Genomic DNA, 24,498 nt, shown 5'->3' with positions numbered 1-24,498 from the left:
GGGACGTCGCTGGTTACTCCTGTCTGGGCAGCCACGCGTACGCCATCGCCAATGTGCAGGTGCCCAGCCAGGCCGCATTGCCCGGCCAAGATGACGTGGTGGCCCAATTGGGTGCTGCCGGCAATGCCCACCTGAGCCACGATCAAGCAGTGGGATCCCGTCTTCACGCCGTGGCCAATCTGCACTAGGTTGTCAATCTTGGTGCCCCGGCCAATGCGGGTCTCGCCAACAGCGGCCCGGTCGATAGTGGTGTTGCTGCCCACCTCTACGCCGTCTTCCAGCACCACCCGGCCTGCCTGCAGCATGCGCCGCCAGGAGCCATCTGCCAGAGGAATGTGGCCAAAGCCGTCGTCGCCAATGACAGCGCCGCTGTGGATCAGACAGTCGTCGCCAATCTCCGTGCGCTCGTGAATGACGCAGTTGGCGAAAAGCTGACACCGGGATCCAATCCGCACGTGGGGGTAGATGGTTACGTTGGGGTGGATTTGGGTGTAGTCGCCAATTTTCACCCCTTCCATCACCACTACATGCGGCCCAATGGCCACACCTTCTCCCAACTCAACGCTGGGATCAATCACAGCGGTGGGATGGATCCCAACAGGCAAGCGATAGGGCTGGTAAAACAGCTCGATGGCCTGGGCAAAGAGCAGACGGGGATCCTTCCCTCGCAGGCAAGCAATGGGGCGGGGCAGAACCAGCGATTCCTCCACAATGACGGCGCTGGCTTGGGTCTGCTCTAGCAAGGGTAGGTAGCGGGCTTCACTGAGAAAACTCAGCTCTCCTGGGCGCGCCTCTGCTAGGCTAGCCACGCCGTGGATTTCTAGGGTGGGATCCCCCTCGTAGGCGCACCCCAATTGTTGGGCGATCTCCTGTAGCTGCATCAGGGTTGAGGTCCTCTACGATTGCAGCAGCCGCACATCCATCACGGTTCCACGCAAGTTGTAGCTAAAGGTCTCGAGCTCCAGGGGAACGCCGACTTTGACGCGGTTGTTGCCTAGGACAATGCCATTTTCTGTCCGCTGGCCCCGTCCCCGTAAAGTAAACACCAGATCAAAGCGGTAGGGCTCTGGGTCAGGCAAGTTCTCAACCCGTCCATCGGGAAAAACCACCGGCACAGTGCGGCTGACGTTTTCCACCCGCACCACCTCCACCTGGCCGTAGGGTTGGTTGCGGATAATCAAGTCAGCCTTCTGACCTGCTTGAAAAGGTTCCAGGGATCGGCTGCTGACCCCCCGCACAATCATATCCACTTCCACCGGCAGCGTGGGGCCACCCCCCACCTGGACGACGCTGCCCGCCTGCCGCCCTGGCAAAAACAGGACAGCCACAATCGCCGCTACTACAATGGCCAGCGCCCCCAGATCCAGAAGGCTGACCTTCCCCAGCAGACGCCCCCGTTCATCGACGAGCCGCATGGCCCTCTTTCCTCCAACCCACTGTCCCTGATTGTAGGGCACAGCCATGGCAGCTTCCCCGCCCGTAAAGCCGCTTGAGGAACTCACCTCTAGAGGGACTCAAAGGCCCCGTCTCCCTCCTGACCGAGGATGGTCTGGGCCAATAACCTCAGGTTGACCTGGAGATGGAGCCGACGGGAGTCGAACCCGTGTCCGAGATGGGTACTGGGGGTTCACTCCTTCACAGGCTTAGCCTCTCTAACCCTCAAGGCAGGGATCGCCGTTTAGATCCCGGCGATGGGAATTCTCCGCCTAGCCTTAGGCTCTCCCTCGACGGAGCCGGAGAAGAGAGCTGCACCCGTTGGGGTTGTGATCCGCCCACTTAACGGGGTCGTGAGAGGATCCTCGAGCTCAGAGTAAGTTCTTGGTTACTGAGCCTTAGGCAGCCAGAGCGGCCGCTTTACGAGCAAAAGGTACGACGTTGTTCGCACGTACTGTGTTGAGCCTAGTGGTAACGGGATAAGCTCAAGCCCGACCTGCATCATGAACCCTTGTTCGCCACCCCGTCGAAACCGTTACAGCCCCGGGGTTAGCCTACATCTAGACTAGCAAAACTCTCGGGGATCCGGCTAGAGTCTTTGCGAATGTGACAAAAGTCCTGCTATCATAACGAAAGTGTAAACTCGGGTCGGTAGCTCAGCGGTAGAGCACTCGGCTTTTAACCGATTGGCCCAGGGTTCGAATCCCTGCCGACCCAGCTTGCGATACCCTCTCCCCCCGGCCTGGCCTAGGCTAGGATTCCAGGAGGCAGGTGGGAGAGGCGAGGTGGCCGTTCTTTCGTGGCAAGACCTAGGCAAAGAGGGGGAGGTCAAGCTATTACTGGCGCCGTGCGTGGAGGAGGCGCTAGCGAGCCTGGCGGAGGAGGCTGAAACTCGAGAGACGGTCTTTGTCTCCAAGCTTTGGCACCGAATTCCTGCCCAGGATGCCATCCTCGATGAGTGTCTGCAGGTGCTGGCGAGGGTAGCCCTATCCCTCTGGCCTTATTGGTATGGGGAAAAGTTTGAGCCGGGCACAACGGCAGAGGTTCAAGCTCACAATCGTCTCCGCGCCCAAGAGCTACCAGCAAAACAGGATCCCACCATTGCCAACGCCTGGCTCAGGGCGGCCATGCACCTGTGCCAACAGCAACGCCTGCCTCTGCTGCCAGGGATCCAGCGGGCGATCCAGGTGCAGCAACTGGCCAAGGCCATTGCCCCTCGCGAGCTGACCTTGGCTTTGGCAACCAATGAGACAGAGCCGGCGCCCAGCTACTTACTCGGCTTGGCCAAGGCAGCTATCTGGTTGGCTGACCACAGTCAGGCACGGCTGGTGCTGGTGGTGCCGAGCGCTTTGACTGATCACCCCGAATTGGCCTCCGTGAGCTACGGTGCCATTCGACTGCCGCTTCCTGAGAGGCTAAAGGAGTTCGACAGCTCGGTGCAGGTGGTGGTGGGTTACAAGGGATCCCCTCACCCCTTCAGTCCCGCCGAGAGAAAGCTGGCCGACCGGGTGGCAGCAGATGCGCAGTTAAAGAATTTGCTGGAATTCAACCAAACTGTACAGAGTGTTAACGGACGCGCTTTCCGAGCGGATCTGCTTTGGCGGGAGGGTAAGGTGGTGGTGGAAGTGGATGGGCCAGAGCACCGCGAGCCAAACCACTACTACCAGGATCGCCTGCGGGACTACGAGTTGCTCATCTCCGGCTACTTGGTGTTGCGGATTCCCAATGAGCTGGTGATGTCCGACTGCGAGCGGGCGGTGGAGATGATCCGCAAGGTGGTTCAATTGCAACAGAGCCGGCTTTGAGGCAGGGCTGGAGGTTGGGGAAATGAGCGATTTGTTGCCCAAAAGCGAAATCTTGCTCTGGAAGCTCCTGCTAACAGGGGAAGAACCGACCAAGTCGCAAGTGAAGCCAAAGCATAGGGCCAAAGAGCTCAAGCTGTTGGAGGAAAAGGGCCTCATTGAATGCAAGACTGTAGTCGAAAAGGGAAGGAGGATAACCCGGCTTGCGCTGACTGACAAGGCCTGGGACTGGGCTTCTACCACACCTCCAACGGCCATCGCCCGCTCCAAGTCGCCAGAGGCAGCAGTTGTTTTGCAAAAGGCGTTGGCAACCCTAGTGGACTACGCCAAGCAGGAGAGTGTTCCCTTGGCCCGTATCCTAGGCCTACGGCCCGCTGACGCTAACAGGCCAGATAGCCCTAGCAAACCCCGTCCCGACAACGGGGTAGAAGTCGATCTCGACTTCCTGGAGAAGGTCTTTCGAACTTGCGAGGGGATGGGAGGGCGCCACTCCCGGGTTTACCTATCGGATTTGCGAAAGAGATTTCCCCATGTGCCACGTCAGCAATTGGATCAGGCTCTTGTGGCTTTAGATCGCCAGGCCAAGATTGTATTGATGCCTCTTGACGATCCCTCAACTATCACTCCTGAACGCGAGGCGGCGGCTATTACCCTCTCCGGTGCCAAAAGACACTTTCTGCGAATTAGGAGTTAAGTATGCGGAGCACGGAAACTGTGATCTCTCTGCCAGAACAACAGAAGGACCTTGAGGCTCTCAAGGAAGTTGATTTTGATTGGACAGTTCATCTGAAGAAAATCTGGCAGGTACCAGAGTTTGACGTTCCCGATCTTAATCGAGAAGCCAGAGAGCAACTATTCGAGCGGCTGGAGAAGCTGATTCAATCTCCCAAAAACGGATCTCCGCTGGGGATCCCTGTCCTCGGCAGCGGCGGCACTGGGAAAACTCACCTGCTCAGGGTATTGAGGCAGCGCTGCTTTGAAAAGGGCGTGGGATTCGTCCTGGTGGACATGACAGATGTGAAGGATTTCTGGAAAACATTGGTTCAGGGATACCTTACATCTTTGATGCAGGAAGAGCCAGATGGAAGAAGCCAGTTAGAGAAGGTTCTCGATCAAATTTTCCTGAAAGCTCTGGCCAGTCCTAGGAGAGCAGAAGAGATTGGCAGACTTCCTCCCAATCTCTTATTCAGAGTTGTCAATCGAGTTCTGCAATGGCTGTCCACTCAGGATAAGAGCAACACACTTAAGTATAGAGACTGTGTGAGGGCCATGATTTTGGCCAACTCTGCCAACTTTGCGATAGCTGCGGCTGGAATAAGCTGGATAGAGGGCTTAGGCGTAGATCCAGAGATGAAGGAACAACTCGGTTTTGACTCGCCAGGCCTAGCTCCCAGCGAGACCGTCGCGGGGCTTTCTTGGCTCATGAGCCTGAGGGGGCCCACTGTAGTTGCTTTGGATCAACTGGATCCGATCATCGCACAATCTCACACAGCTTCGGGAGAACCAGGAGCAGAGGCAAAGGCAGTAGGAGATATCGTTCACAGCATTGGGGGTGGCCTTATTGCCCTACGGGATTATCTCTCTCAATCTCTTGTAGTTGTCTCCTGTTTAGAAGAGTCTTGGGAAATTCTGAAAAAGACGGTTGTTTTTACCTTTTCAGATCGTTTTGAGTCTCCTTTGATCTTAACGTTTCTTCCTTCTGCAGCAACCGCTGAGGCTGTTGTTGTCTCTCGTTTAGGAAAAGCCTATCCTAAGGTTAACTTTACCCCTCCTTATCCCTCTTACCCCTTTAAGCCGGAGTTTTTCGAAATCAATCAATTTCTGTCTCCTCGAGAGCTTCTGAGAAAATGCGATGAGCACAAGAAGATCTGCTTGGAATTAGGGACAGTTATCGAGGCTCCCATTCCTTCTCCTCCTCTTCCACGTCGTCGTCCGCGAGAACTGGATTGCGAGTTTGAGAAGTTCAAGCAAGACGTTGATATCTCTCCGTACTTACAGGAAGACAGGGATAGTCCATGGAAGAAACTTTTGACTTCTGTATGTCACTTTCTCGTCTGGCAAGAACGGTTGCCAGCCAGCATTGGTACCCAGGTCGAAACTGATTTCCCTGGAGGCAAAAGTTTTTCCCCCTTGCATTCTCGTCTGCGGCTGATCTTCCATGAGGCAAATGAGCGAGAAAAGCACCTTTGTTTGAGAGCCATTCAATCAGGTCATCACAAAGCCTTCCAGGCGCGCTTAGTAGCCGCTGAGACAGAAGCTGGGATCGATCCGGCCTTGCGATTCCGCAAGCTGGTGGTGGTGCGCACCATTCCTCGCCCAAGAGGTCCGGTAAGCCAAAGCTTGTGGCAGAGTTTTCTTAAAAAGGGTGGGATCCACTGGCAGCCAAGCAAGGAGGAAATCAGGGTTCTGCTGGCCCTAGAGCAGCTCAAATCCAGACGCGATTTTAGAGATTGGCTGGCGGAGCGGCAACCTCTTACCCAACTGGCAAATGCTGAGCCGGATTCAGCGCTGGCCAAAATCCTTGCCTGGCTGAGGGAAGGGATCCCGGCTGACTGGGCTACGAGAGCTGAGCCTGAGGAAAAGGGAGTTTCCTCCCCTCCTAGGGCAGGCAACGGCAAAGCTCCTGAAGCCAAGCAAGACTTGCAGCCGCCGAGACCTTCGCCAGGTTTGTTTGTCGGACGACGCTGGATAGCCAACCGGGAGGGTGAGCCAGTTTTTCTGCCCATCGAGGAGCTGGTGCGGCACACTGTGATTTTGGCTGGCAGCGGCTCGGGGAAAACGGTGCTCTTGAGGCGAATGGTGGAAGAGGCAGCCTTGCAGGGGATCCCTTCCATCGTCATCGATGCAGCCAACGACTTGGCCCGGCTGGGGGATCCCTGGCCTGCCGCTCCCGAGGGCTGGACAGAGGAGGATCAAGCCAAGGCAGAGCGCTACTTTGCCCAAACCGAGGTGGTGGTTTGGACCCCTGGGCTGGCGGCGGGCAACCCCCTCACCCTCGCCCCCCTGCCGGACTTTGCTGCGCTGGCCGGTGATCCCGAAGAGCTGGAGCAAGCCGTCGACATGGCCTGGGGCGCCCTCCAGGAGATCGTGGCCCCCGGCAAGACTGTCAGCGACGAGCTGAAGCGGGGGGTTCTTAAGGCAGCTTTGAAATACTTTGCCACCCACCAGCCGGGATCTCTAGCTGACTTTGCCGAGTTCCTTGCGGACCTGCCTCCGGAAGCAGGAGCCGGTATCAGCAAGGCGCCGCAACTGGCGCTGCAGATGGCTAATCTCCTCAAGGCTGCCATGGTTAACAACAAGTTGCTCCATCAACAGGGGATGGCGTTGGATCCGGCCATCTTGTTGGGGCTGGGCTCAGACTACGGCAAAACCCGGGTGTCGGTTGTCAACTTGGTGGGCCTTCCCACCCTGGGGGAACAGCAGCAATTTCTCAATCAACTGGCCATGGCGCTGTTTACCTGGATCAAGAAAAACCCCGCCCCGCCGGAAGCGCCAGTGCGCGGGCTGCTGGTCATCGACGAGGCCAAAGACTTTGTGCCCTCCCAGGGGACTACCCCCTGCAAGCAGAGCCTGCTGCGCCTAGCCGCCCAAGCGCGCAAATACGGCCTGGGCCTCATTTTCGCCACCCAGGCTCCCAAAAGCATCGACCACAACATTATTACCAACTGCTCCACCCAGTTCTTTGGCCGGGTCACGTCGCCAGCGGCTATCGAGGTGGTGCGGGAGCTAATTGCCCAGCGGGGAGGAAGCGGCGAGGATGTAGCGATCCTGAAGGTGGGGCAATTCTACCTCTCCTCGCAGGAGCTTCACCCGCCCTGCAAAGTCCAAACTCCCTGGTGCCTGTCTTTCCACGCCCCTACCCCTCTAAGCGAAGCTGAGGTGATCCAGCGCTCTCAAGGCAGCCAATCCTAGCTCCTGCCTGGCGCCCTGCTCTGGAAGAACTGTTGCCCCTTCCCCCAGCTAGTAAGTAGTTGGCAAGGATCTGGAGGGGAGTTATGCTCCCTTAAGACGTTGGCCGGGAAGGGGCAATGGGATCAGTCAAAAGACAAGCTCGGATTTTGCTCTTGCTGGCCATTGGGGCTTGGCTGAGCTGGGGGACGATGGCCTGGTCTTTCGCCTCTTGTCGGGAGCGGGATCCTCTCCTCCTACGGCAAGTCTTGGCTGCGATGGGCCGGCCTGAGGTGGTGGTGGAGGAAGTGGCTCTGTTTGATGGGGATCAGTGCCTTGTCCAGTTGGTGTTGGATCGCCGCGGGCTGAGCGGATCCCTGCCGCCGGAGATTGGCCAATTCCACCACCTGCGGGCTTTGTCTCTCAGTTACAACCAGCTTTCTGGCCCCATCCCCGCCGAGCTAGGGCAGTTGAGGGAGTTGGAACAGCTTTTTCTCGACTACAACCAGTTCTCCGGCCCCATTCCACCGGAGCTAGGACAACTGGGCAAGCTGCGGGGACTGTTTTTGGATCACAACCAGCTCTCTGGATCCATTCCTCCAGAGCTAGGTCGGCTCAGCCGCCTAGAAAACCTCTGCTTTCAAGATAACCAGCTCAGTGGCAGCATTCCTAGCCAACTCGGCCAGCTCAGCTCTCTTAAGGGGCTGTTTTTGGATCGCAACCAGCTCTCTGGGCCCATTCCGCCCCAACTGGGGCAACTGCACAACCTGGAAAACCTCTACTTGTCAGACAACCGCCTCAGCGGATCCCTGCCTCCGGAGCTGGCCCAACTCAAGCAATTGCGGGATCTGCGCTTGGCCCGTAACCGGCTCACGGGCGAGCTGCCCGGCTTTTTGGCAGAACTGCCGCGGCTGGAACGGCTCCACATCGAGGGCAACCCTGGCCTCTGCCTGCCGGCGGCCCTGTCGAGCTGGTTTGCCGGTCTCAATCCAGGGGATCCCACCTCCGCCCGCCCCTGCCCCTAGCGCTGGGATCTGGGTTTGCCGGCCTCCAGGTCTTCCGCCGACCTGCGATACTGGGATCAGGTGTCCACAGCCCACTACGCGAACGGTCAGCCATGTATATCCTAGAATTGCTTTTGAAAGGGAATCCCGCCCCCATCGTCGTCCACCAAAAAGAGGAGGAAGCGGCCAACCGCGCCTACCAAAGCGTGGTCAACGCTCTCCAGAGCGGATCCCCCCAAAGCTTGGAGCTGACCTGTGACCGCACCGGCAAAAAGGTGTTCCTGCTCACCGGCGAGCTGTGTGGCGTGCAAATGACCACCAAGTCGGGTGGCCCTGGTGCCCCAGGAACTCGTCCCGGCTTTTTGGCGCAGTTGCAGGGTTGAGAGCAGCTCTTCGGGTCTTCGCGAGGGATTCTCATGTCGGAGAGGGGGACAGAGTCCTTGCGCGGCGGCAAGAGGGAGTCCCCGCCGGCCATTCGGGTGGAGGGCCTGACCTTTGCCTGGCCGGAGCGTCCCCCGGTTCTGCGGGAGTGCAGCTTTGTCATTCCCAAAGGCCAGTTGTGGATGCTGCTGGGGCCTAACGGCAGCGGCAAGTCTACCCTATTGCAACTGTTGTCCGGATCCCTCACCCATCCTCAGCCCCTAGCGGGCCACCTGGAGGTGCGCGGGCGGCTGGGCCACGTGTTTCAAAACCCGGATCACCAACTGTTCATGCCGACGGTAGGGGCAGACGTCGCCTTTGGTTTGGGGGCAGAACCCCTCACGTTGGAAGAGATTGCCGAGCGGGTGGAAATGGCCTTGGAGCAGGTGGGCTTGCGGCACTTGATCCGCCGGCCCATCCACGGCCTCAGCGGTGGACAGAAGCAACGGGTGGCAGTCGCCGGGGCGCTGGCCCGGCGCAGCGAGGTTCTGCTTTTGGACGAGCCAACAGCCCTGCTGGATCCCGAGAGCCAGGCGGAGTTGCTGCGGTGCATCCGCCGCCTGGTGGATCAAGAGGGGATCACCGCTCTCTGGGTAACCCATCGGCTGGCAGAGCTGGAATGGGCGGATGGAGCAATTTTCCTCTCCGAAGGACAGGTGCGCCATCAGGGATCCCCAGAGCAGGTGCGGCAACAGCTTGGACAACTGTTTGGCGCCTTCAGGTCTTAGCCCCGCTGATCCCGAAGAGATCGCAAAAGGGTGGCTGCAACCCCCGGCGGTCGCTGCTTAGAATGGTAATGTATCCACAGCGATCGATAGGTTGGCAGCAAGGCATCATCCTGGACTTATCTACCCTGCGGAGCGGCAGGTTTCTGCCTGTTGATCCGCGAGTGCGCTAGATCCCTGCGGATCTGCGTCAGCAGATTATACCCGTGGGCCCCTGGCCCCATCTCGTTGAAAGGAGCTTGAGAATATGGGACTGTCTGAAGTCATTGCCAAAGAGCTGGAGAACGCGCGCAAAGTCTGCTCTGAGTACGGCGAAGGGGATCCCCACTGCCGTGCAGCTTGGGATGCTGTTGAGGAAGTGCTGGCAGCCCGCAGCCACCAGCCCAAAGCTCCCAGCAGCCTTGAGCAGCACTGTGCTGAAAACCCCGACGCCGTCGAGTGCCGTGTTTACGACACCTGATTTCTGGTAACCCTGCAGATCGGTCTCGGTTTATCGACAGCGATCGCAAGTGGGATCCCCGACAAGATCCAGCGGCCTGCCAGCTCCCTGCTGGCGGGCTTCGTCTTTCTGGGCCGGAATGCGTAGCTGGGCACCGAGAATTGAGTCCAGCCGGGACACTTTGCTCACCCCAGGAAGAGGGAGGATCGCCGGCTACTTCGAGCAACAACCCTCGAAACCCCAGCCCCTCGAACTTGAGGGTTGTGGGAGGCACCCTGCTCGCAAAGAAAGTTTCTCACGGAGAAAGCTTTTGAGCAGAGTCAGCCCGCCGCCATTGCCTCATCCACAAGACAAAGGCTGTTCCCAGCAGCACCATTTGTGGGATCAGCGTCTGCCAAGTGGGATAGATCCCCAACCAGCGCAGCTTCGGGATCCCGGATAAGGGGGTGATCGGAAGCCAGCCCGCCACTTGCAAAGCATGGAGGCCGCTGCCCAGGAACTTAAAGCCCAAGTAAAAAATCAGCAGGCTTAAACCCCGGAAAAAAGCCCCCAAGGGCAGCTTCAGCCCCACCTGCAGCAGCAAGACCGCCATCCCCACCAGCAGCAGGGATCCCAGACCGATCCCCAGCCAGAGATCTTTTGCCGCCAGGGAAGGGGCCAATCCCACGTAAAACAACACCGTTTCTGCCCCCTCGCGAAACACCGCTGCAAAGGCCAGGAAAGCTAGGGAAAAAACCTGGCCTGTGGCGAGCGCTGCCTGGGCTTGTTCTTGCACAAAGGTCTGCCAGGAAGCAAGGGCGGCCCGCCGGTGCAGCCAGAGGCTGACCGAAAACAGCAAACCTGCTGCCACCAGCCCAGTCATCCCCTCCAGTACCTCTTGGCGGGTGTGGGTCAGCAACTGCTGGAAAAACAACTTCACCAGCAAGGCGAGCATCACCGCTGCCAGCAGACCCATGGATCCCCCCAGCCACACCCAGCGCTGCGGGGCCGACTGCCCACTTTTGCGCAGAAGGGCCAGCAAAGCCACCAGCACCAAAAGCGCCTCCAGACCCTCCCGCAGCAAAATCGAGGCAGCATCCAAAAAGGTGTAGTCCGACATAGGTTCACCCAGGCAGGTGGCTCAATTCTAGCGTTGCCTGAGGAGAGGCTCAGGTGGTGGCGGGGATGAACTTCAGAGCAGCAGAGTTGATGCAGTAGCGCAGACCCGTTGGTGGGGGACCGTCCCGAAACACGTGCCCTAAGTGACCACCACAGTTGGAGCAGTGAACCTCGGTGCGAGGCACAAGCAACTTCCAATCCGTCTTGGTGCCGATCACATGAGGAGCAATCGGCTCCCAAAAACTGGGCCAACCAGTGCCACTGTCGTATTTGGCTGCCGAGGAAAAGAGCTCCTGCCCACAGCCAGCGCAGACATAGATCCCTGGAGCTTTGTTGTCGTAGTAGGCGTTGCGGAAGGGGGGCTCGGTTCCCTCTTGGCGCAGCACATAGTACTGCTCTTCGGTGAGCAGTTGTCGCCACTCAGCGTCGGTTTTGGTAACGGGATAGATTTCTTGAGCCATCGCCTGTTGCTCTCCTGTCAAGCTGAGGGGTGCCGTAACGAACCCGGCCACTGTCAAGGTCAAAAGCTTGCCTCGTCGCATAAGCGGTTTGTCCGTCCTGACATGGGTGAAGCCATCGCCGCCGGACTCTCCAGTTGCCCTGTCCGGCTGTTTCTGAGACTTGCAAGCAGATGCTTGTATGTATCTTAACTCTTCTTCACGTCTTCTTCCCCACAAAGGCGAAGGTACGGGTATCTTCACCATTGGTCGGCTACCCCTCAGCCAAAGCCGGCAGTTTCCGCGCGGCAAAGAGTCGGCGAGCTTCTCTATGAGTTCTATCTGTAGCTTCTATCCCTGGCTGGGGACATACTCCCGCTACAATGAGCACAGGCAAGGGATCCGTTCGGCCTAGGCGGGCTGGCCTGGGGATTCTTTTGCTAACCCTGAAAACGACGGAGTTATTGCCATGTTGCTGGTCGGCTCAGGCGCCAAGTTTGTGCAGCAGCTCGAGCAGTGTGGGGCTCTGGCCATCTTTGTTACCCCAGAAGGGGGATCGGAAGGGCACTACCTGCGGCGGCTGCGCGGAGCTGGCTACGAGGTAGTCACCCTTTCCAGCAAGGGGATTGGGGATCTGGCCAGTTATCTGACGTCCAGCCATGGGGTGCGGCCTGCCACGCTGGGCAAATCGCAGCGGCGCACCTATTTCTACCCCTCGTTGATCGAGCAGTACCGCGCCACCTTGCCCCCAAAGGCCAAGGGATTGGTGTTTTGGTTTTACGAGGGGCATGTGCTCAGCCGGCAAGAGCTCTCCTACCTGGTGAAGCTGAGCCAAGAAGATAAGGGCGTGAAATTTGTGGTGGAGCTGGGTCGAGAGCGGTCAATTCGGTGGCAACCTCTGCAGAGTGCCTGAGGATCTGTTCAGATTCCTCGAAAATTCTTTGCTACCATCTCAAGTAGGCGGCCTGCAGCCCAGACTCTCATCTTGCCGGTGGCCTTCCGTGCCTGTGACCTTGCCGAACGTCTCGCTGCAACAGGGTACTTGGTTTAAGCTGATCTGCGGCGCAAGTTTCCACCACTTGCCGTCGATTCGAGAGTTAGCTTTCCTCTACACGCTTGCCGGTGCCGATTGCATTGACGTCGCCGCTGACCCAGCCATTGTGCAAGCTGCCCAAGAAGGGATCCGGCGGGCCCAGGCAGAAGATCCCCAGGTGGGGTCCCCCTGGTTGATGGTCAGCGTCAACGACGGCGAAGATGTGCATTTTCGCAAGGCGGTGCTGACGGATCCCGTCTGTCCTGCCGACTGTCCGCAGCCCTGCCTAGCCGTTTGTCCGCCCCACGCCCTGATCCGGGCAGGCACTTCCACCCAGGTTCACATCCGGGCAGAGCTCTGTTACGGCTGTGGCCGCTGTGAGCCGGTGTGTCCCCACCAACGCATCGCCACCCAAGGCTATCAGGTTGCGGCGGCGGAGATCCTGCCGTCCTTGCTAGAGCTGGGGGTTGAGGCGGTGGAAATCCACACCCGTATCGGTCGACAGAGCCAATTCGCGCAATTGTGGGGATCCCTAAAGCCCTGGCTGCGGTGGCTGCGGGCCGTCTCGATCAGCTTTAACGATGGTCCCGGCCTCGAGGTCTATTTGCGGGATTTGCTGGCCTTGATGGATCCCTTGCCGGAGGTGTTGATCTGGCAGGTGGACGGTCGGCCTATGAGCGGGGATCTTGGAGCTGGCGCCGGCAAGGCCACTCTGAAGTTGGCCCGAAAGGTGTTGAGCATGGGGTTGCCCGGCTATGTGCAGTTGGCAGGAGGAACCAATGGGCAAACGGTGTCGCTGCTGGATCCCCGTTGGCCGGTGGCGGGGGTGGCCTTCGGCAGCTATGCGCGACAGTTGGTGGCCACCTACTTGGAGGGGGGGCCTGGATTGGCAGGTGGGATCCCAGTGGCCAAGCAGTTGGTGCAGCAAGTGAAGCAACGAGCGGTGGCCCCCAGACAAACCTGTTTTTCCAGTGTTTAACAACGTTGCCCGACCATGAGTTTCTTAGTACAGCCCTTCAACCCGTCGGCGGATCGGGAAGGTGCTCCGCACCGCTCCAGCGAACGCACCTCTTTTCCCGGGCAAGTCCTCTACAACGACGATTTGGGCAAGCTGCTGGACGTTCTGCCCGCCTCCATCCGCCAGCGCCTGGAGCAGCATCCCCAGTTGGATCGGCTGGTAGAGGTGGTGCTGGATTTGGGCCGCCGCCCGGAAGCCCGCTTCCCCGGCTTTGCCGATTACCTCTCGGAGGAGGTGGTCACCCGCGCCGACCTGGATCTGGTCATCAGCCAAGTGGGAGAGTTTAGCGGCGACAACCGCGCCGGCATTGCCTCAACTCTGCACCGGATCAGCGCCATTCGCAACCGCCAGGGCACGATCATCGGCCTCACCTGTCGGGTAGGGCGTTGCGTTATCGGCGTCATCAGCATGATCCGCGATTTGGTGGAGCAGGGCCGCTCGATGCTGTTGCTGGGCCGCCCAGGGGTGGGCAAAACCACCGCCCTACGGGAAATTGCCCGCGTGCTGGCGGACGAGCTGCACAAACGGGTCATCATCATCGATACCTCCAACGAAATTGCCGGCGATGGCGACGTGCCCCACCCAGGGATTGGCCGGGCCAGGCGCATGCAGGTGGCCAGCCCGGAGCTGCAGCACAAGGTGATGATCGAGGCGGTGGAAAATCACATGCCGGAAGTGGTGGTGATCGACGAGATCGGCACCGAGTTGGAGGCTCTGGCCTCCCGCACCATCGCCGAACGGGGGGTGCAACTGGTGGCCACTGCCCACGGCAACCGCATCGACAACCTGATCAAAAACCCCACCCTCTCCGACCTAATTGGCGGGATCCAGTCGGTCACGCTCGGAGACGAAGAGGCGCGGCGGCGGGGCTGCCAGAAGAGCGTCTTGGAGCGGAAGGCCCCCCCCACGTTTGAGATTGCGGTGGAGATGCTGGAGCGGGATCGCTGGGTCATCCACGAAGATGTGGCGGCCACTGTGGATCGCCTCCTGCGCAACCGCGAGCCGCTGGTGCAACTGCGCAGCCTGGACGAACGCGGCCAAGTGGTGATCGAGCGCCCCACCCTGTCTGGGCCCCAGTGGCCCCCCCCTGCCGGCAGCACCCTGTCCCCAACACGGGAGCGGGGGGGATGGCGCCGTTCTGGGCGGATGGAAGCTCTGCCCCTAGAACCAAGTGAAACTCGTCTGCGCCAGCCCGGCGAATCTGGCTCGCCTTCGGCCAAGGGGGAGGAATCTGTCCCGCCAGCAGCAGCGGGATCCCGTGCTGAGCCTCAAGTTATGGCCAGCCCCAAGGCAGAGTCCAGGGCTGAGGCGGAAGAGGATGCCGACTGGGAGGAACCTGCTGCGGCTGCCCTGGCAGAACGGCAACGGGATCTGGATGGGCCGCTGAGGATCTATCCCTACGGGGTTAGCCGCTTCCATCTGGAGCAGGTGATCCAGACTTTGAAGCTGTCGGCGGATGTCACCAAAGATCTGGATGAGGCAGATATTGTTTTGGCTTTGCGATCCCAGGTGCGCAGCCGCTCCAAGATCCAGCAACTGGCCCACGCCCGCCAAATCCCGATTCACACCGTCAAGGCCAATACCCTGATCGCCCTTGCCCGCGCCCTGCGTCACATCCTCAACATCGAAAGCGAGGACGGCTCCGATTCCGACCTAGAGCTGTTCATTCGGGCCAGCTCGGGCGACGAAACGGAAGCCTTGGAGGAGGCCCGGCTGGCGGTAGAGCAGATCGTCATTCCCAAGTCCCAGCCGGTGGAATTGCTGCCCCGCTCCCCTCTGATCCGCAAGCTGCAGCACCAGCTAGTGGAGCACTATCACCTGCGGGCCCAGAGCTTCGGCGAAGAGCCCAACCGCCGCCTGCGCATCTATCCCAACTAGCTCCAGCCAGGGTTCCTCAGGCCAGCAGGGATCCGGCGATCATCCCTGCCAAGAGAATGAAGCCCTGGAGGACGTTTTGGCCGAAGATGGCCATGTAGAGAGTGGGAGGGGGATTGACCTGGTGAAGCTGCCAGGTTTGCCGGCCCCAGAGAGCGGCGGCAACTGCCAGGCTAAGGAAATAGACCGCGTGCAACTGCAGGCTGATCCCCACCCCCAAGAGGGCAAGGGCGGCGCCCAAGAAAAACAGCCCCACCGCCGTTGGGGTTTGTCTCCCAAAAAAGCGGGCGCTGGAGTGGATCCCGGCCCGTTCGTCGTCCTCTCGATCCGATAGAGCATAGACCGTATCGAACCCCAACGTCCACAACACCGTGGCCAGCCACAGCCAGCCCAGCCCCTCCTCCCCCAGGGGTGTGTGGGGATCTTGGCCGCTCACCGCTGTCCAACTGATGAGCACGGCAAATCCCCAGGCCAGGGCTAGCACCAGTTGGGGCACGGGAAACACCCGCTTAGCCCCCGGATAGAGCAGGATCACCGGCACTGCCGCCACGCAGAGGGCAAAGCTGACCGGGTTGAGAAAAAGCGCCAGCCCCGCCGCACAGGCCAAGGTCAGCAGCGCCATCACGATGCCGACGGCAACGGTCAGTTCGCGGCTGGCCAAGGGGCGGTTGCGGGTGCGCTCCACCAAGGGATCCAAATCCCGATCCCAGAGGTCGTTGATCACACAGCCCGCCCCGCTGGTGGCCAAGCTGCCCAAAATCAGGATCCCCACCAGCGGCCAAGGCGGCGTTCCCCGTCCGGCCAGAAAAGCCCCCCACAAAGCCGGGATCATCAGGATCAGCCGCCCTGCCGGCTTATGCCAGCGCAACAGCCGTAAAATCGCTCCGCCAGTGGCCCAGAGTGCAGAAGGAGAGGCAGACATAGCCAGGTCGAAAGAGGGCCAGTTGCCGAGAGGAATGGAGCTCCGCACCGATCTTAAATCATCCTAAACTGGCCCGCCCTGGAACCCTTGTCGTCCCCCTCGCCGTCTCTACTTTTTGGCCAGCATTTGGCTCCTCTTTTCCCACTATTGGCCAGCCTGAGAAGTTTGATATCCTAGCGGGGGGCTGCTGTTGAGGGTGATGAACTTTGCTGCTTTTCCCCTGTGAGGCCGTTCGCGCAAGCGAGACGGAGTCTGCCATGCAAGCAACCCTTTCCATGACCAGTCAACTTCCCGAAGTTCAAGTCAAGGAAGCTCCTCCCCTTCTGGAGACTCTGCTGGTGGTGGACGATGAGGATGCAATCCGAGAAACCGTTGCCGTTGCTCTCGAAGAACAGGGATACCAAGTTTTGCAGGCCGCCGATGGTCGACAAGCGCTGGAGCTGGTTCACACGGCCGAACGGCTGGATTTGATGATCTTGGATTTGATGCTGCCCGGCTTGAACGGCTTGGATCTGTGCCGGCTGTTGCGCCGGGAGGGCAACACCATCCCCATCCTGATGCTGACGGCCAAAAGCAGCGAGACCGACCGGGTGGTGGGCCTGGAGCTGGGAGCCGACGACTACCTGACCAAGCCCTTCGGCATGCGGGAGCTGATCGCCCGCTGTCGCTCCGTGTTGCGCCGTCGGCAGCAGTCCCACGCCAGCGAGGCCACGGTGCTCCGCTACGGGGATATTTGCATGTTTACCCAAGAGTGTCGCGTCTTGGTGCGGGGAGTGGAGGTGAGTTTCTCGCCTAAGGAGTTCCGCCTGCTGGAGCTGTTTATGTCCAACCCTCGCCGCGTCTGGACGCGGGAACAGCTCTTGGAGCGCATCTGGGGATCCGACTTCATGGGCGACAGCAAAACGGTGGACGTCCACATCCGCTGGCTGCGGGAAAAGTTGGAGCTGGATCCCAGCAACCCAGAGTATTTGGTGACGGTGCGCGGCTTCGGCTATCGCTTTGGCTAGGGTTGGGAACTCCTCTCACGCCAGCGGCGGGCAAAAGAGAGGGCTTCGGCGCGGGTTTGGATCTGCCCCGCGGCCTGCGCCTCCTGTAGAGCCTGCAGCAACTGGCCCACCCAGGGTCCGGGTTTAGCACCCAAGCTGTGCAGCAGGTCGTTCCCATCCAGCAGGGGCACCAAATGGGCCAGGGGATCCTGGGGATCTTCGTAGCGCCGGAGCCAGGATTCTATCTCTCGGGGGCTGCTGCCGGTGGCTGCTGCCAGCAGGGCCAGGCCGCCGAAGAGGGATCCCGCCTGGTGATAGAGCCGCCACTGTTGTCCGGGAGTGGGGGAATGGGTCAGAAGCGTTTGCAACAGGGGTAGAAGCTGGTGCAGCTTCTGGATGGCCCGCATCTCGGCGCGGCTAAAGCGCAGCCGTTCCAGCTCGGCTTCCACCGTCTCGGCAGGGGTGCCCGCCGGATCCCACAGCAGGGCTGCCAACACCGTTGCCAACAGGCCGCCGCGCCGATCCGCCAAAGGCTGGGCCAGCTCCGCCAGAGTGCGGGGATACTGAAGCTGCCAGATCTCGGCCCATTGCCACACCGCTTGGGCCTGGGCAAAGCCGGGGCTCTGGGGCGCTAGGCGGGGCAGCCAAGCCGCTAGCAGACCTGCCGCCACCGCTGCCTGCAGGTGGGCCAAGCCGGGGATCCCCGTCTCCAACAAGGTCACCACCTCGGCCCGCACCCGCTCTGCCGCCACCCTGGCCAAAAGGGGGGCCCGCTGACGAATCGCCTCTGCCGTGGCCGGATCCAGCGCAAACCCCAGTTGAGCTGCCTGGCGATAGGCCCGCAACAGCCGCACCGGATCGGCGCTGAGGTTGTCGGGGTGAACCATGCGCAGACACCCCTGCTGAATGTCCGCCCGCCCCCCTGTGGGATCCAACAGTTGCCCCTCCCGCAGCTCCAGGGCCAGGGCATTGCAGGTGAAGTCCCGCTGCCGCAGATCTGCCTCCGGGGTGGGGCCCACCTGCAGGGCCGCGTCCACCGTCGCCGCTGTGGGGGTGGAAGCCCCTCCTTGGCCCAGCACGATGCGGGCAATCTGTCGCTCCGCATCCAGCACCACAAAGCCGGCCTTCAGCCGCCGCGCCACCCCCGCCGCCCACCCCACGGGATCCGCCGGACACATTAAATCCAGATCCACCGGCCCCTTGGAGTCTCCAGCCTGGCCCCGCAGCCAAGCCAGATAGGCATCCCGCAGGGATCCCCCCACCCAGTAGCTCCCCTGGGGCAGCCACTCTTTGGGAAAGGGCAGCCGTTGGCGGAAATAGGTCAGCAGCCACTTGCTCAGCAGGGCTTCGCTCATCGATGTGCACAGGGGGGAGACTTCGATGATCTAAAGGGCTAGGATCCCCAGAGCGCAAGCAACCAGACAGGCCGTACCCTCACCTGACCGCTGCGCAAAAACAAGCGATTGCTTTTGGGGATTTGACCCTCGCTTGCCCAGGCCCGCTCGCGGCCTGGATCCCTTTTAGCTATCGCTCCAGCAGCGAGCCGCCCACCGCCGCCGGTACAAAAGCAGGTGCTGAAGTGAGCAGATGGGGCCGCACCAGCGCCACCAGCCCGGCAATAAACAGCGGGTCGGCATTCAACGCGGGCACGCGGCGAAACTCGCGGATCCCAGCCTGGTGGGCCAGCTCCCGATACTCGATGTCGATCTCCTGCAGGGTTTCGATGTGCTCCGACACAAAGCTAATCGGCACCACCAGCAGTTGCCTGACCCCGCACGCTCCCAGCTCTGGGATCACCGTCTCGGTATAGGGCTGCAGCCAGCGCACCGAGCCCACCCGGCTCTGATAGGAGAGGGTGTGGCGATTGGGGCGCCCAACTTCCCGCCAGATGAGCTGGACGCAGGCCTCCATCTCCTGCTGGTAGGGATCCCCGGCCTGGGTGACATAGCTTTCGGGAATGCCGTGGGCGCTAAAGAGCACATGCACCCCTGCCGGATCCTCGAAGGCATCCAACTGCTCCCGGATGGCCCTAGCCATGGCCTGGACATACTGGGGCTGGTCGTACCAAGAGCAGATCTGGCGGCGCTCGATGCGGGCCAGCTCCGGGTCTTCGGCCCAGAGGCGATCCAGGAGTTTGAAGCTGGAGCCGGTGGTGCTGATGGAGTACTGCGGGTAGAGCGGCAGCACCACCAGGCGGGTGATCCCATCCGACTTGATCTGCTGCACCACCGACTCGATCAGCGGGTGCCAATAGCGCATGGCCACATACACCGGCACGTCGTAGCCCGCCGCCACCAGTTGAGCCTGCAACGCTTGTGCCTGGGCGGCGGTGATGCGCCGCAAAGGGGATCCCCCCCCGATGGCCGCGTAGTTGCGCCGGGATTTGGGCGCCCGCAGCGTGGAGATGGCCCAGGCAAAAGCCCTCTGCAAAAAGGGAAAGGGCAGGCGGATCAGCTCGGGATCGGCAAAGAGGTTGTAGAGAAAGGGCTGCACATCAGCCTGGGTCTCTGGCCCCCCCAAGTTCAGCAGGAGCACGCCGCTTTTGGACATGACAAACCCAATGACCTTCCTTATCCACTGTAGGAGGTCTTGCCCCCCAGCGGGGAAGGGGCATTAAGTTTTCTTGCAACCTTTCTCAGCTTTCTCTCGGCCCCCATCCTTAGCCAGGGATCCCCCCTCCTCCCCTACTGCTCCGCCCGGTGTCAGCTAGAAACCGCAGGAGCCCCGCGCTCTGGCGCAGCCGAGCGTCGGGAGGAATGCGGTCTGTTGATGTATAGTGACAGCATGACCCAAGTCTTGACTATTTCCTGCGAACTGTTCGCGCTAGCGGGACGGAGTCCTATCGGAGTCGCAAGCCGCCAAGTTAGATGCGACGCTGGACGCCTTTGTGCAGGCCTTGAACTGGGTCAACCAAAACACGCCGGAGAAGATCCTCAACGCCCTTAAGCTCCAATCTCTGGGTTACCGCGACATCCGTGCCCGCTTTGGCCTATCCAGCAACCTGGCACAACAGGTATGCAGACGGGTGGTATCTGCCCGCAAGACTGCCAGCCAGAAAAAACCGTCCGGTCAAAGCCTTCAAGGCGGGCTTCGTGACCTACGCTGCCCGCATCTTCTCCTTCCGAGCGAAAGACTGGACAGTATCGCTCACCACCGTTGAGGGGCGGGAACGGTTGGAGCTGTCCATCGGCAACTATCAACGAGGGATGCTGGCCGGCACCAATCCCCAATCGGCCACCTTGTCAAACGCAAAGAGGGTTCTTACTACGATTTGTGTGGAAACGCAACCGCCGGAGCTGCAAACCGCGGCTAAGGCGATTGGGGTGGACTTGGGGAGGAGAGATATTGCCCATACCTCAGAGGGAGATCCCTGGAATGGACAGCCGTTGATCCTGGTTGCGAGCGGTGCTCCCATGCAAAGCCAGTCAGGGCACAAGGTCTAGTCGGCGTAGATGCCGCCAACTCTTGCAACAGCTGTCTGGTCAGGAGAGACGCTTGCAAACCTGGGTCAATCCCTGCATCTGCAAGGCTATTGTTTCCAGGGCAAAGGCGACCAATAGCACGATTGCCTTGGAAGACCTAACTGGAATCGGAGAGCGTGTCAACCAACCGCCACGGAGCAAAACGGAGCGTCGGCGGTCGAATAGTTGGGCGTTCTACCAGCTGAGGCAGTTTGTGCACTACAAGGCGCTGCGGGCCGGGGTCACGGTTGTGGTGGTGCCGCCTGCCTATACCTCGCAGATTTGCCACCAGTGCCTGTGGATCGGGCAACGGGAAGGGAAACGCTTCCGTTGTGTCAACCCGGCTTGCAGTTGGGAAGGGGATGCAGACTACAACGCAGCATTAGCGTCAGCGAAGCGTAGCGCCTATGTCATTGCATTATTGGGGGCTGCTGTAAACCGGCCACCCTACATCCCCCTGCCCCCCGTATACGGGGGGCAGTCGGAGCCGGGTAGTTTACAACTCTTGGCCGCGGTAAACCCGCTGTAGGGCCGGCGTGACCGAATAGCTATCGACATCGGCCAGGCTCAACTTCAAGCGCAGCGTATTGAGCAGCCGCTGGTAGGGGGGCACAAAAGGGGTTTTGCCAAAGGGTTGGACGGCATCCCGGGCAACTGTCTCCAGAGGGCAGCCACGGTAGCGGAGCGGGCCAGCCCCAACAAGGTGAGCTGAGGATCCCTCTTGGCCGGGATCCACCGTTAAGCCGCGAAACTGAATCGCTCCCGGACGAGAGGCTTTGCGATAGCGCAGATAGCCGGCCCACACCTGAGCCATCCACTCCGGCAGAGCTTCGGGCCGAACGTGGCAGCGCTCCGGCAACAGGCGGTCGTTGAAAAAGCCGACAAGCACAGACCAAGCTTGCCAGAGAACAGCTCCCAAGAGGCGGGCAGCGAGAGATGGCGAAATCTTCATGGCGGAGGCCAAAAATCACTGTGGGTGGGAGTTGCCGTCGATTATATCAACCCCAATCCTGCAAGATGCTCATCTTGAACAGTTTCCCCCTCACTCGAAAGCGGAGGCCAGCTTGGGGCTAGGCGCGTTGAGCCGGCCAACTTCATCGACTACAATAAGCGCAAAGCTTAGGTGCCGTTTAAAGAAATTCTGAAAGCGCACCAACAAGCAGACTCCAGCACTACTGCACTGAACTGAGGGGCTCGAGACATGACCTGGCGCGGCGACATCACTCCCATCAATCGGCTGTGGGGATCCCTTCCCTACCTTCTGCCTTTGGTATGGGCCCTGCCCTTCGGCTTTGTGCCCTCGGGTTTGTTTCAATCTCTGCCAGGTTTGATCCCCATTTTTAGTCCACTGCTGCGCTTGCTGCCCCTGGCCACAGGCTGGTTGGGGGTGGGGATATTTCTCGCCCTGCTATTTTTAGTCCGCAACAGCCGTGTCGCCCACTTTGTTCGCTTCAACACCATGCAGGCGCTGTTGCTCAACATTGCCCTGTTCTTGGTGCAAGTGTTGATGCAGGTGTTTGCTATGCTCTTTGGCAACCTCGGCCTGGCAGCACTTGTCAGCATTTTGGCCACCACCGCACTTCTGGGCGTGATCGCCATCACCGTCTACGCTTGGGTGCAGAACGTTCGCGGCCACTATGCCGAGGTGCCGGTGCTCTCCGATGCCGCCTATGCCTGGATTCGCTATTAATTCCTGGCAAAGAGGGAGGTAGGCAACGCCTAGTCCAGAAGTGAGGATGAAAGCGTTACGCCAACCGAAGCTGCTGGTCGGGCTTGCGCTGCTAACTGGAGTGCTGGCCCTGCTCTGGCCGATGCTGCAGCGGGGCTACCCCATCACTCATTCCACCCACTTCAACCTCAGTTGGGCCTTTCAGTATCAGCGGCAGTTTTTCGGCGGGCAGTTTTACCCCCGCTGGCTGGAGTATTCCAACTTCGGCTACGGCAACCCCACCTTTGCCTTCTATGCACCTCTATGCATGGTGGCCCCTTTGCCGTTTCGCCTGCTGGGGCTGGATATGCCTGGATCCTTGGTGGCCAGCATGGGCCTGGCGATGGCAGTCTTCGGGCTGGGGCTGTACGTCCTGCTGCGGCAAGTGCTTCCTTGGGCTTTGGCGCTGGGCTTGGCCCTGCTGAGCATGGCCGGCCCCTATTGGTTGGTAGACATCTACCAACGGGGGGCAATTGGAGAAGTGTGGGCCATTGCAATCCTGCCCTGGATTTTCTGGGCCTCGCTGCAGACGATCTGCCGGCCCCAGTCCATTGGGCCGGTTGCGGTTTTGGCGCTGAGCTATGGGTTGCTGACGCTCTCTCATCTGCCCACGTTGCTGGTGTTTACCTTGATTTGGCTGCCCCTGCCTTGGGTGTTGGGGGGAAGGGATCCCTTCTGGCCCAGGGTGGGACGCTGCTACCTAGGATTTGGGCTGGGGCTGGGGTGGGCTGCTTTTTATCTGTTGCCGGCCTTTTGGGATCAGCGCCATGTCCAGGTGGACTTTGTCAACTTTGCCGAAGAGTACACGCCCCACCATCGCCTGATGCTGAGCGGGCTCATGCAGCTTCAGCCGCGCTGGACAGAGCACTGGTTTGAGAGCAACCTGGTGGGGTACTGGGTCTGGATGGCAGCGGTTCTGGTGGGGGCGGGGCTCCTGGTTTTTCTGGAGTGGCTGGCCCGCCGAACAGAGGGGACGTTGCTCTTGCAGGGAAGCGGAGCTGACGAATTCCCTCTTGCCAAAGCCACCCTGCTCTACAGCCTGGGAGCCAGCCTGGTGGCGTTGCTGATGATGACGGATCTGCTGGCTGGGCTCTACGAGTGGGTTTTGCCGCTGCGGCGCATCCAGTTTTCCTGGCGCTGGATGGCGGTGACGGCAGTAACCGTGCCTTGGCTATTGGGATCCTTAGCTGGGTGGGGATGGGGGCACAAGCGCCTGCAGCTCCTTTTGCTGGTGGGGATCGGCCTGGCCATGGGAGTACAAACCTGGCAGGGCTTGCAACTGATGTCCAAAGCCGGCTTCGATCTGCAGCTTGTCCAAACCTTTCAAGAGCTAGCTGCGGCCAAGCAGTTCCCCCACGAGCCGCAAGAGCGGCCGGGCATTGCTTTTTTGCACCTGCACTGGCGCTTTCCCGATGGGTTGGCGCTGGTGGATGCGCTGGAATACCGGCCCCGCCAGGCGACGCTGCCCATGCCGCCCCCACAGGTGGATCCGCTCTTGCAGTGGCAAGGCGAGGTAGAGGATCCAGCCGCACTGCTCCAGGTGGAAGAGTGGCGCTATGGCTACCGTCGCTTTCGCGCGGTTAACCCTACCTCCCAAGAACAATCGGTAGCCTTACGCACGTTTTACTACCCCGCCTGGCGCTTACAAATCGATGGACGGTTCAGAGCTGCCGAACCCAACGGGGTGGGGCTGTTGCAAGTGCGGATCCCGCCGGGGGAGCATCGGGTGGAGGTGCGCTACCTGGGCACGGCGGCGGACTGGCTGGGCTGGATCCTGACGGGTGTGGCCGGAGTGCTGCTGGTGGAGCTGCGGCGGCTGCTGCGTTGGAGGCCCTGGCTTAGGACACCTGAACAAGAGATGGCAGAAGGGAGCACTTCCACCTAAACAGGGCTGCCTGCGCTTAATACTCCCCCTCGTGCGGCTGGCTCCGGTTGAGGACAGGGCGTTTTGCGATATCGCCTAGCACGGCGCCTTGGCCGGTGTTGGTCGAGGGCATCAGCTTGGATGGTGAGGGAGTTGACACTCCCACCCAGGGGATTCTTACGCAGTCCACAAAAGAACCCGTAACGGCGTTGTCAAAGCGCCTCTAGACAGTTCCTTCACGCAAAGCCCCAAGGTTCTGCTGACTTTCTTAAGCAGGTTGGCGGCAGCATTTGCCTCAGCGTTGACCAACCACCCCTTTGCCGTTTGGTACAGGCCCCGCTTGATACGCTTTCCAGAGGGTCTCCACCCGTCGGGTTTTTCACC

The 24,498-nt window shown here is 60.3% G+C and carries 20 protein-coding genes, 1 tRNA gene, 1 other RNA gene and 1 pseudogene; 14 read left to right on the top strand and 9 right to left on the bottom strand.

What is annotated here, in order from left to right; all coding sequences use genetic code 11:
- The 3 genes from lpxD to ssrA all read right to left on the bottom strand — a co-directional run.
- Positions 1–881 (bottom strand): UDP-3-O-(3-hydroxymyristoyl)glucosamine N-acyltransferase (gene lpxD, locus SYN65AY6A5_RS06435; RefSeq protein WP_099884538.1); only part of this gene is annotated, 881 nt, incomplete at its 3' end.
- A 15-nt stretch (positions 882–896) separates the two neighbouring features.
- Complete coding sequence (locus tag SYN65AY6A5_RS06430; protein ID WP_099884536.1) at positions 897–1,415, bottom strand: DUF4330 domain-containing protein; 519 nt, start codon at positions 1,413–1,415, stop codon at positions 897–899.
- A gap of 162 nt (positions 1,416–1,577) precedes the next feature.
- Positions 1,578–1,979, bottom strand: a transfer-messenger RNA (tmRNA) gene (gene ssrA / locus SYN65AY6A5_RS06425).
- A 100-nt stretch (positions 1,980–2,079) separates the two neighbouring features.
- Between ssrA and SYN65AY6A5_RS06420 the strand changes: the two genes are divergently transcribed.
- The 7 genes from SYN65AY6A5_RS06420 to SYN65AY6A5_RS06385 all read left to right on the top strand — a co-directional run bounded on the left by SYN65AY6A5_RS06420 (position 2,080) and on the right by SYN65AY6A5_RS06385 (position 9,733).
- Positions 2,080–2,151: transfer RNA gene (locus SYN65AY6A5_RS06420), tRNA-Lys, on the top strand.
- Between the two features lie 134 nt (positions 2,152–2,285).
- A complete protein-coding gene (locus SYN65AY6A5_RS06415; RefSeq protein WP_099884089.1) occupies positions 2,286–3,239 on the top strand; it encodes a DUF559 domain-containing protein in 954 nt (317 codons plus the stop codon).
- Between the two features lie 2,271 nt (positions 3,240–5,510).
- Complete coding sequence (locus SYN65AY6A5_RS14380) at positions 5,511–7,148, top strand: ATP-binding protein (RefSeq protein ID WP_240530996.1); 1,638 nt, start codon at positions 5,511–5,513, stop codon at positions 7,146–7,148.
- Positions 7,149–7,264: 116 nt separating this feature from the next.
- A complete protein-coding gene (locus tag SYN65AY6A5_RS06400) occupies positions 7,265–8,149 on the top strand; it encodes a leucine-rich repeat domain-containing protein (RefSeq protein ID WP_099884085.1) in 885 nt (294 codons plus the stop codon).
- Positions 8,150–8,241: 92 nt separating this feature from the next.
- The gene (locus SYN65AY6A5_RS06395; RefSeq protein WP_011429902.1) at positions 8,242–8,511 is read left to right on the top strand and encodes a hypothetical protein; all 270 of its coding nucleotides are present in this window, start codon (positions 8,242–8,244) and stop codon (positions 8,509–8,511) included.
- A gap of 33 nt (positions 8,512–8,544) precedes the next feature.
- Positions 8,545–9,276, top strand: coding sequence for an energy-coupling factor ABC transporter ATP-binding protein (locus tag SYN65AY6A5_RS06390; protein WP_099812251.1), 732 nt, complete (start codon positions 8,545–8,547; stop codon positions 9,274–9,276).
- A gap of 244 nt (positions 9,277–9,520) precedes the next feature.
- Positions 9,521–9,733: a CP12 domain-containing protein gene (locus SYN65AY6A5_RS06385; protein WP_011429904.1), complete on the top strand. Its 213-nt coding sequence runs from the start codon at positions 9,521–9,523 to the stop codon at positions 9,731–9,733.
- A gap of 274 nt (positions 9,734–10,007) precedes the next feature.
- Here the strand turns inward: SYN65AY6A5_RS06385 and SYN65AY6A5_RS06380 are convergent, their stop codons facing one another.
- Together SYN65AY6A5_RS06380 and msrB are read right to left on the bottom strand one after the other, a co-directional pair.
- A complete protein-coding gene (locus SYN65AY6A5_RS06380) occupies positions 10,008–10,811 on the bottom strand; it encodes an FTR1 family protein (protein WP_099816131.1) in 804 nt (267 codons plus the stop codon).
- A gap of 49 nt (positions 10,812–10,860) precedes the next feature.
- Positions 10,861–11,352 (bottom strand): peptide-methionine (R)-S-oxide reductase MsrB, encoded by a 492-nt coding sequence (gene msrB, locus SYN65AY6A5_RS06375; RefSeq protein ID WP_099884083.1) that lies wholly within the window; start codon positions 11,350–11,352, stop codon positions 10,861–10,863.
- A gap of 364 nt (positions 11,353–11,716) precedes the next feature.
- Between msrB and ndhN the strand changes: the two genes are divergently transcribed.
- From ndhN to SYN65AY6A5_RS06360, 3 genes are all read left to right on the top strand, one after another.
- A complete protein-coding gene (gene ndhN, locus SYN65AY6A5_RS06370; protein ID WP_011429907.1) occupies positions 11,717–12,160 on the top strand; it encodes an NAD(P)H-quinone oxidoreductase subunit N in 444 nt (147 codons plus the stop codon).
- An 88-nt stretch (positions 12,161–12,248) separates the two neighbouring features.
- The gene (locus SYN65AY6A5_RS06365) at positions 12,249–13,259 is read left to right on the top strand and encodes an LdpA C-terminal domain-containing domain (RefSeq protein WP_011429908.1); all 1,011 of its coding nucleotides are present in this window, start codon (positions 12,249–12,251) and stop codon (positions 13,257–13,259) included.
- Positions 13,260–13,274: 15 nt separating this feature from the next.
- Positions 13,275–15,176, top strand: coding sequence for a R3H domain-containing nucleic acid-binding protein (locus SYN65AY6A5_RS06360; RefSeq protein ID WP_011429909.1), 1,902 nt, complete (start codon positions 13,275–13,277; stop codon positions 15,174–15,176).
- Positions 15,177–15,192: 16 nt separating this feature from the next.
- Here SYN65AY6A5_RS06360 and SYN65AY6A5_RS06355 read toward each other — a convergent pair whose 3' ends face one another.
- Positions 15,193–16,095 carry a 4-hydroxybenzoate solanesyltransferase gene (locus SYN65AY6A5_RS06355; RefSeq protein WP_099884531.1) on the bottom strand — a complete coding sequence of 301 codons (903 nt, stop codon included), beginning with the start codon at positions 16,093–16,095 and terminating at the stop codon, positions 15,193–15,195.
- A 275-nt stretch (positions 16,096–16,370) separates the two neighbouring features.
- Between SYN65AY6A5_RS06355 and SYN65AY6A5_RS06350 the strand changes: the two genes are divergently transcribed.
- On the top strand, positions 16,371–17,102 hold the full coding sequence (locus tag SYN65AY6A5_RS06350; RefSeq protein WP_049749731.1) for a response regulator transcription factor: 732 nt from the start codon (positions 16,371–16,373) through the stop codon (positions 17,100–17,102).
- On the opposite strand, the gene SYN65AY6A5_RS06345 is transcribed toward SYN65AY6A5_RS06350, so the two are convergent.
- Together SYN65AY6A5_RS06345 and hemH are read right to left on the bottom strand one after the other, a co-directional pair.
- Entirely contained in the window at positions 17,099–18,436 is a 1,338-nt protein-coding gene (locus tag SYN65AY6A5_RS06345; RefSeq protein ID WP_099884081.1) for a CCA tRNA nucleotidyltransferase, read from the bottom strand. The two genes, SYN65AY6A5_RS06350 and SYN65AY6A5_RS06345, sit on opposite strands and share 4 nt — an antisense overlap.
- A 169-nt stretch (positions 18,437–18,605) precedes the next feature.
- Positions 18,606–19,631: a ferrochelatase gene (gene hemH, locus SYN65AY6A5_RS06340; protein ID WP_011429913.1), complete on the bottom strand. Its 1,026-nt coding sequence runs from the start codon at positions 19,629–19,631 to the stop codon at positions 18,606–18,608.
- Between the two features lie 234 nt (positions 19,632–19,865).
- On the opposite strand from hemH, the pseudogene SYN65AY6A5_RS06335 reads away from it, so the two are divergent.
- Positions 19,866–21,071 (top strand): annotated as a pseudogene (locus SYN65AY6A5_RS06335) (transposase).
- Here the strand turns inward: SYN65AY6A5_RS06335 and SYN65AY6A5_RS06330 are convergent.
- Positions 21,039–21,494: a hypothetical protein gene (locus SYN65AY6A5_RS06330; RefSeq protein ID WP_240530479.1), complete on the bottom strand. Its 456-nt coding sequence runs from the start codon at positions 21,492–21,494 to the stop codon at positions 21,039–21,041. The pseudogene SYN65AY6A5_RS06335 and the gene SYN65AY6A5_RS06330 overlap by 33 nt on opposite strands.
- A gap of 249 nt (positions 21,495–21,743) precedes the next feature.
- Here SYN65AY6A5_RS06330 and SYN65AY6A5_RS06325 point away from each other — a divergent pair, with 249 nt between their 5' ends.
- Positions 21,744–22,232, top strand: coding sequence for a Tic20 family protein (locus SYN65AY6A5_RS06325; RefSeq protein WP_099884079.1), 489 nt, complete (start codon positions 21,744–21,746; stop codon positions 22,230–22,232).
- A 46-nt stretch (positions 22,233–22,278) separates the two neighbouring features.
- On the top strand, positions 22,279–24,135 hold the full coding sequence (locus SYN65AY6A5_RS06320) for a hypothetical protein (protein ID WP_099884077.1): 1,857 nt from the start codon (positions 22,279–22,281) through the stop codon (positions 24,133–24,135).
- Positions 24,136–24,498 lie beyond the last annotated feature (363 nt).

Source organism: Synechococcus sp. 65AY6A5, from assembly GCF_002760415.1.
Classification (GTDB): domain Bacteria; phylum Cyanobacteriota; class Cyanobacteriia; order Thermostichales; family Thermostichaceae; genus Thermostichus.
This window is presented reverse-complemented; position numbering and strand designations above follow the sequence as displayed.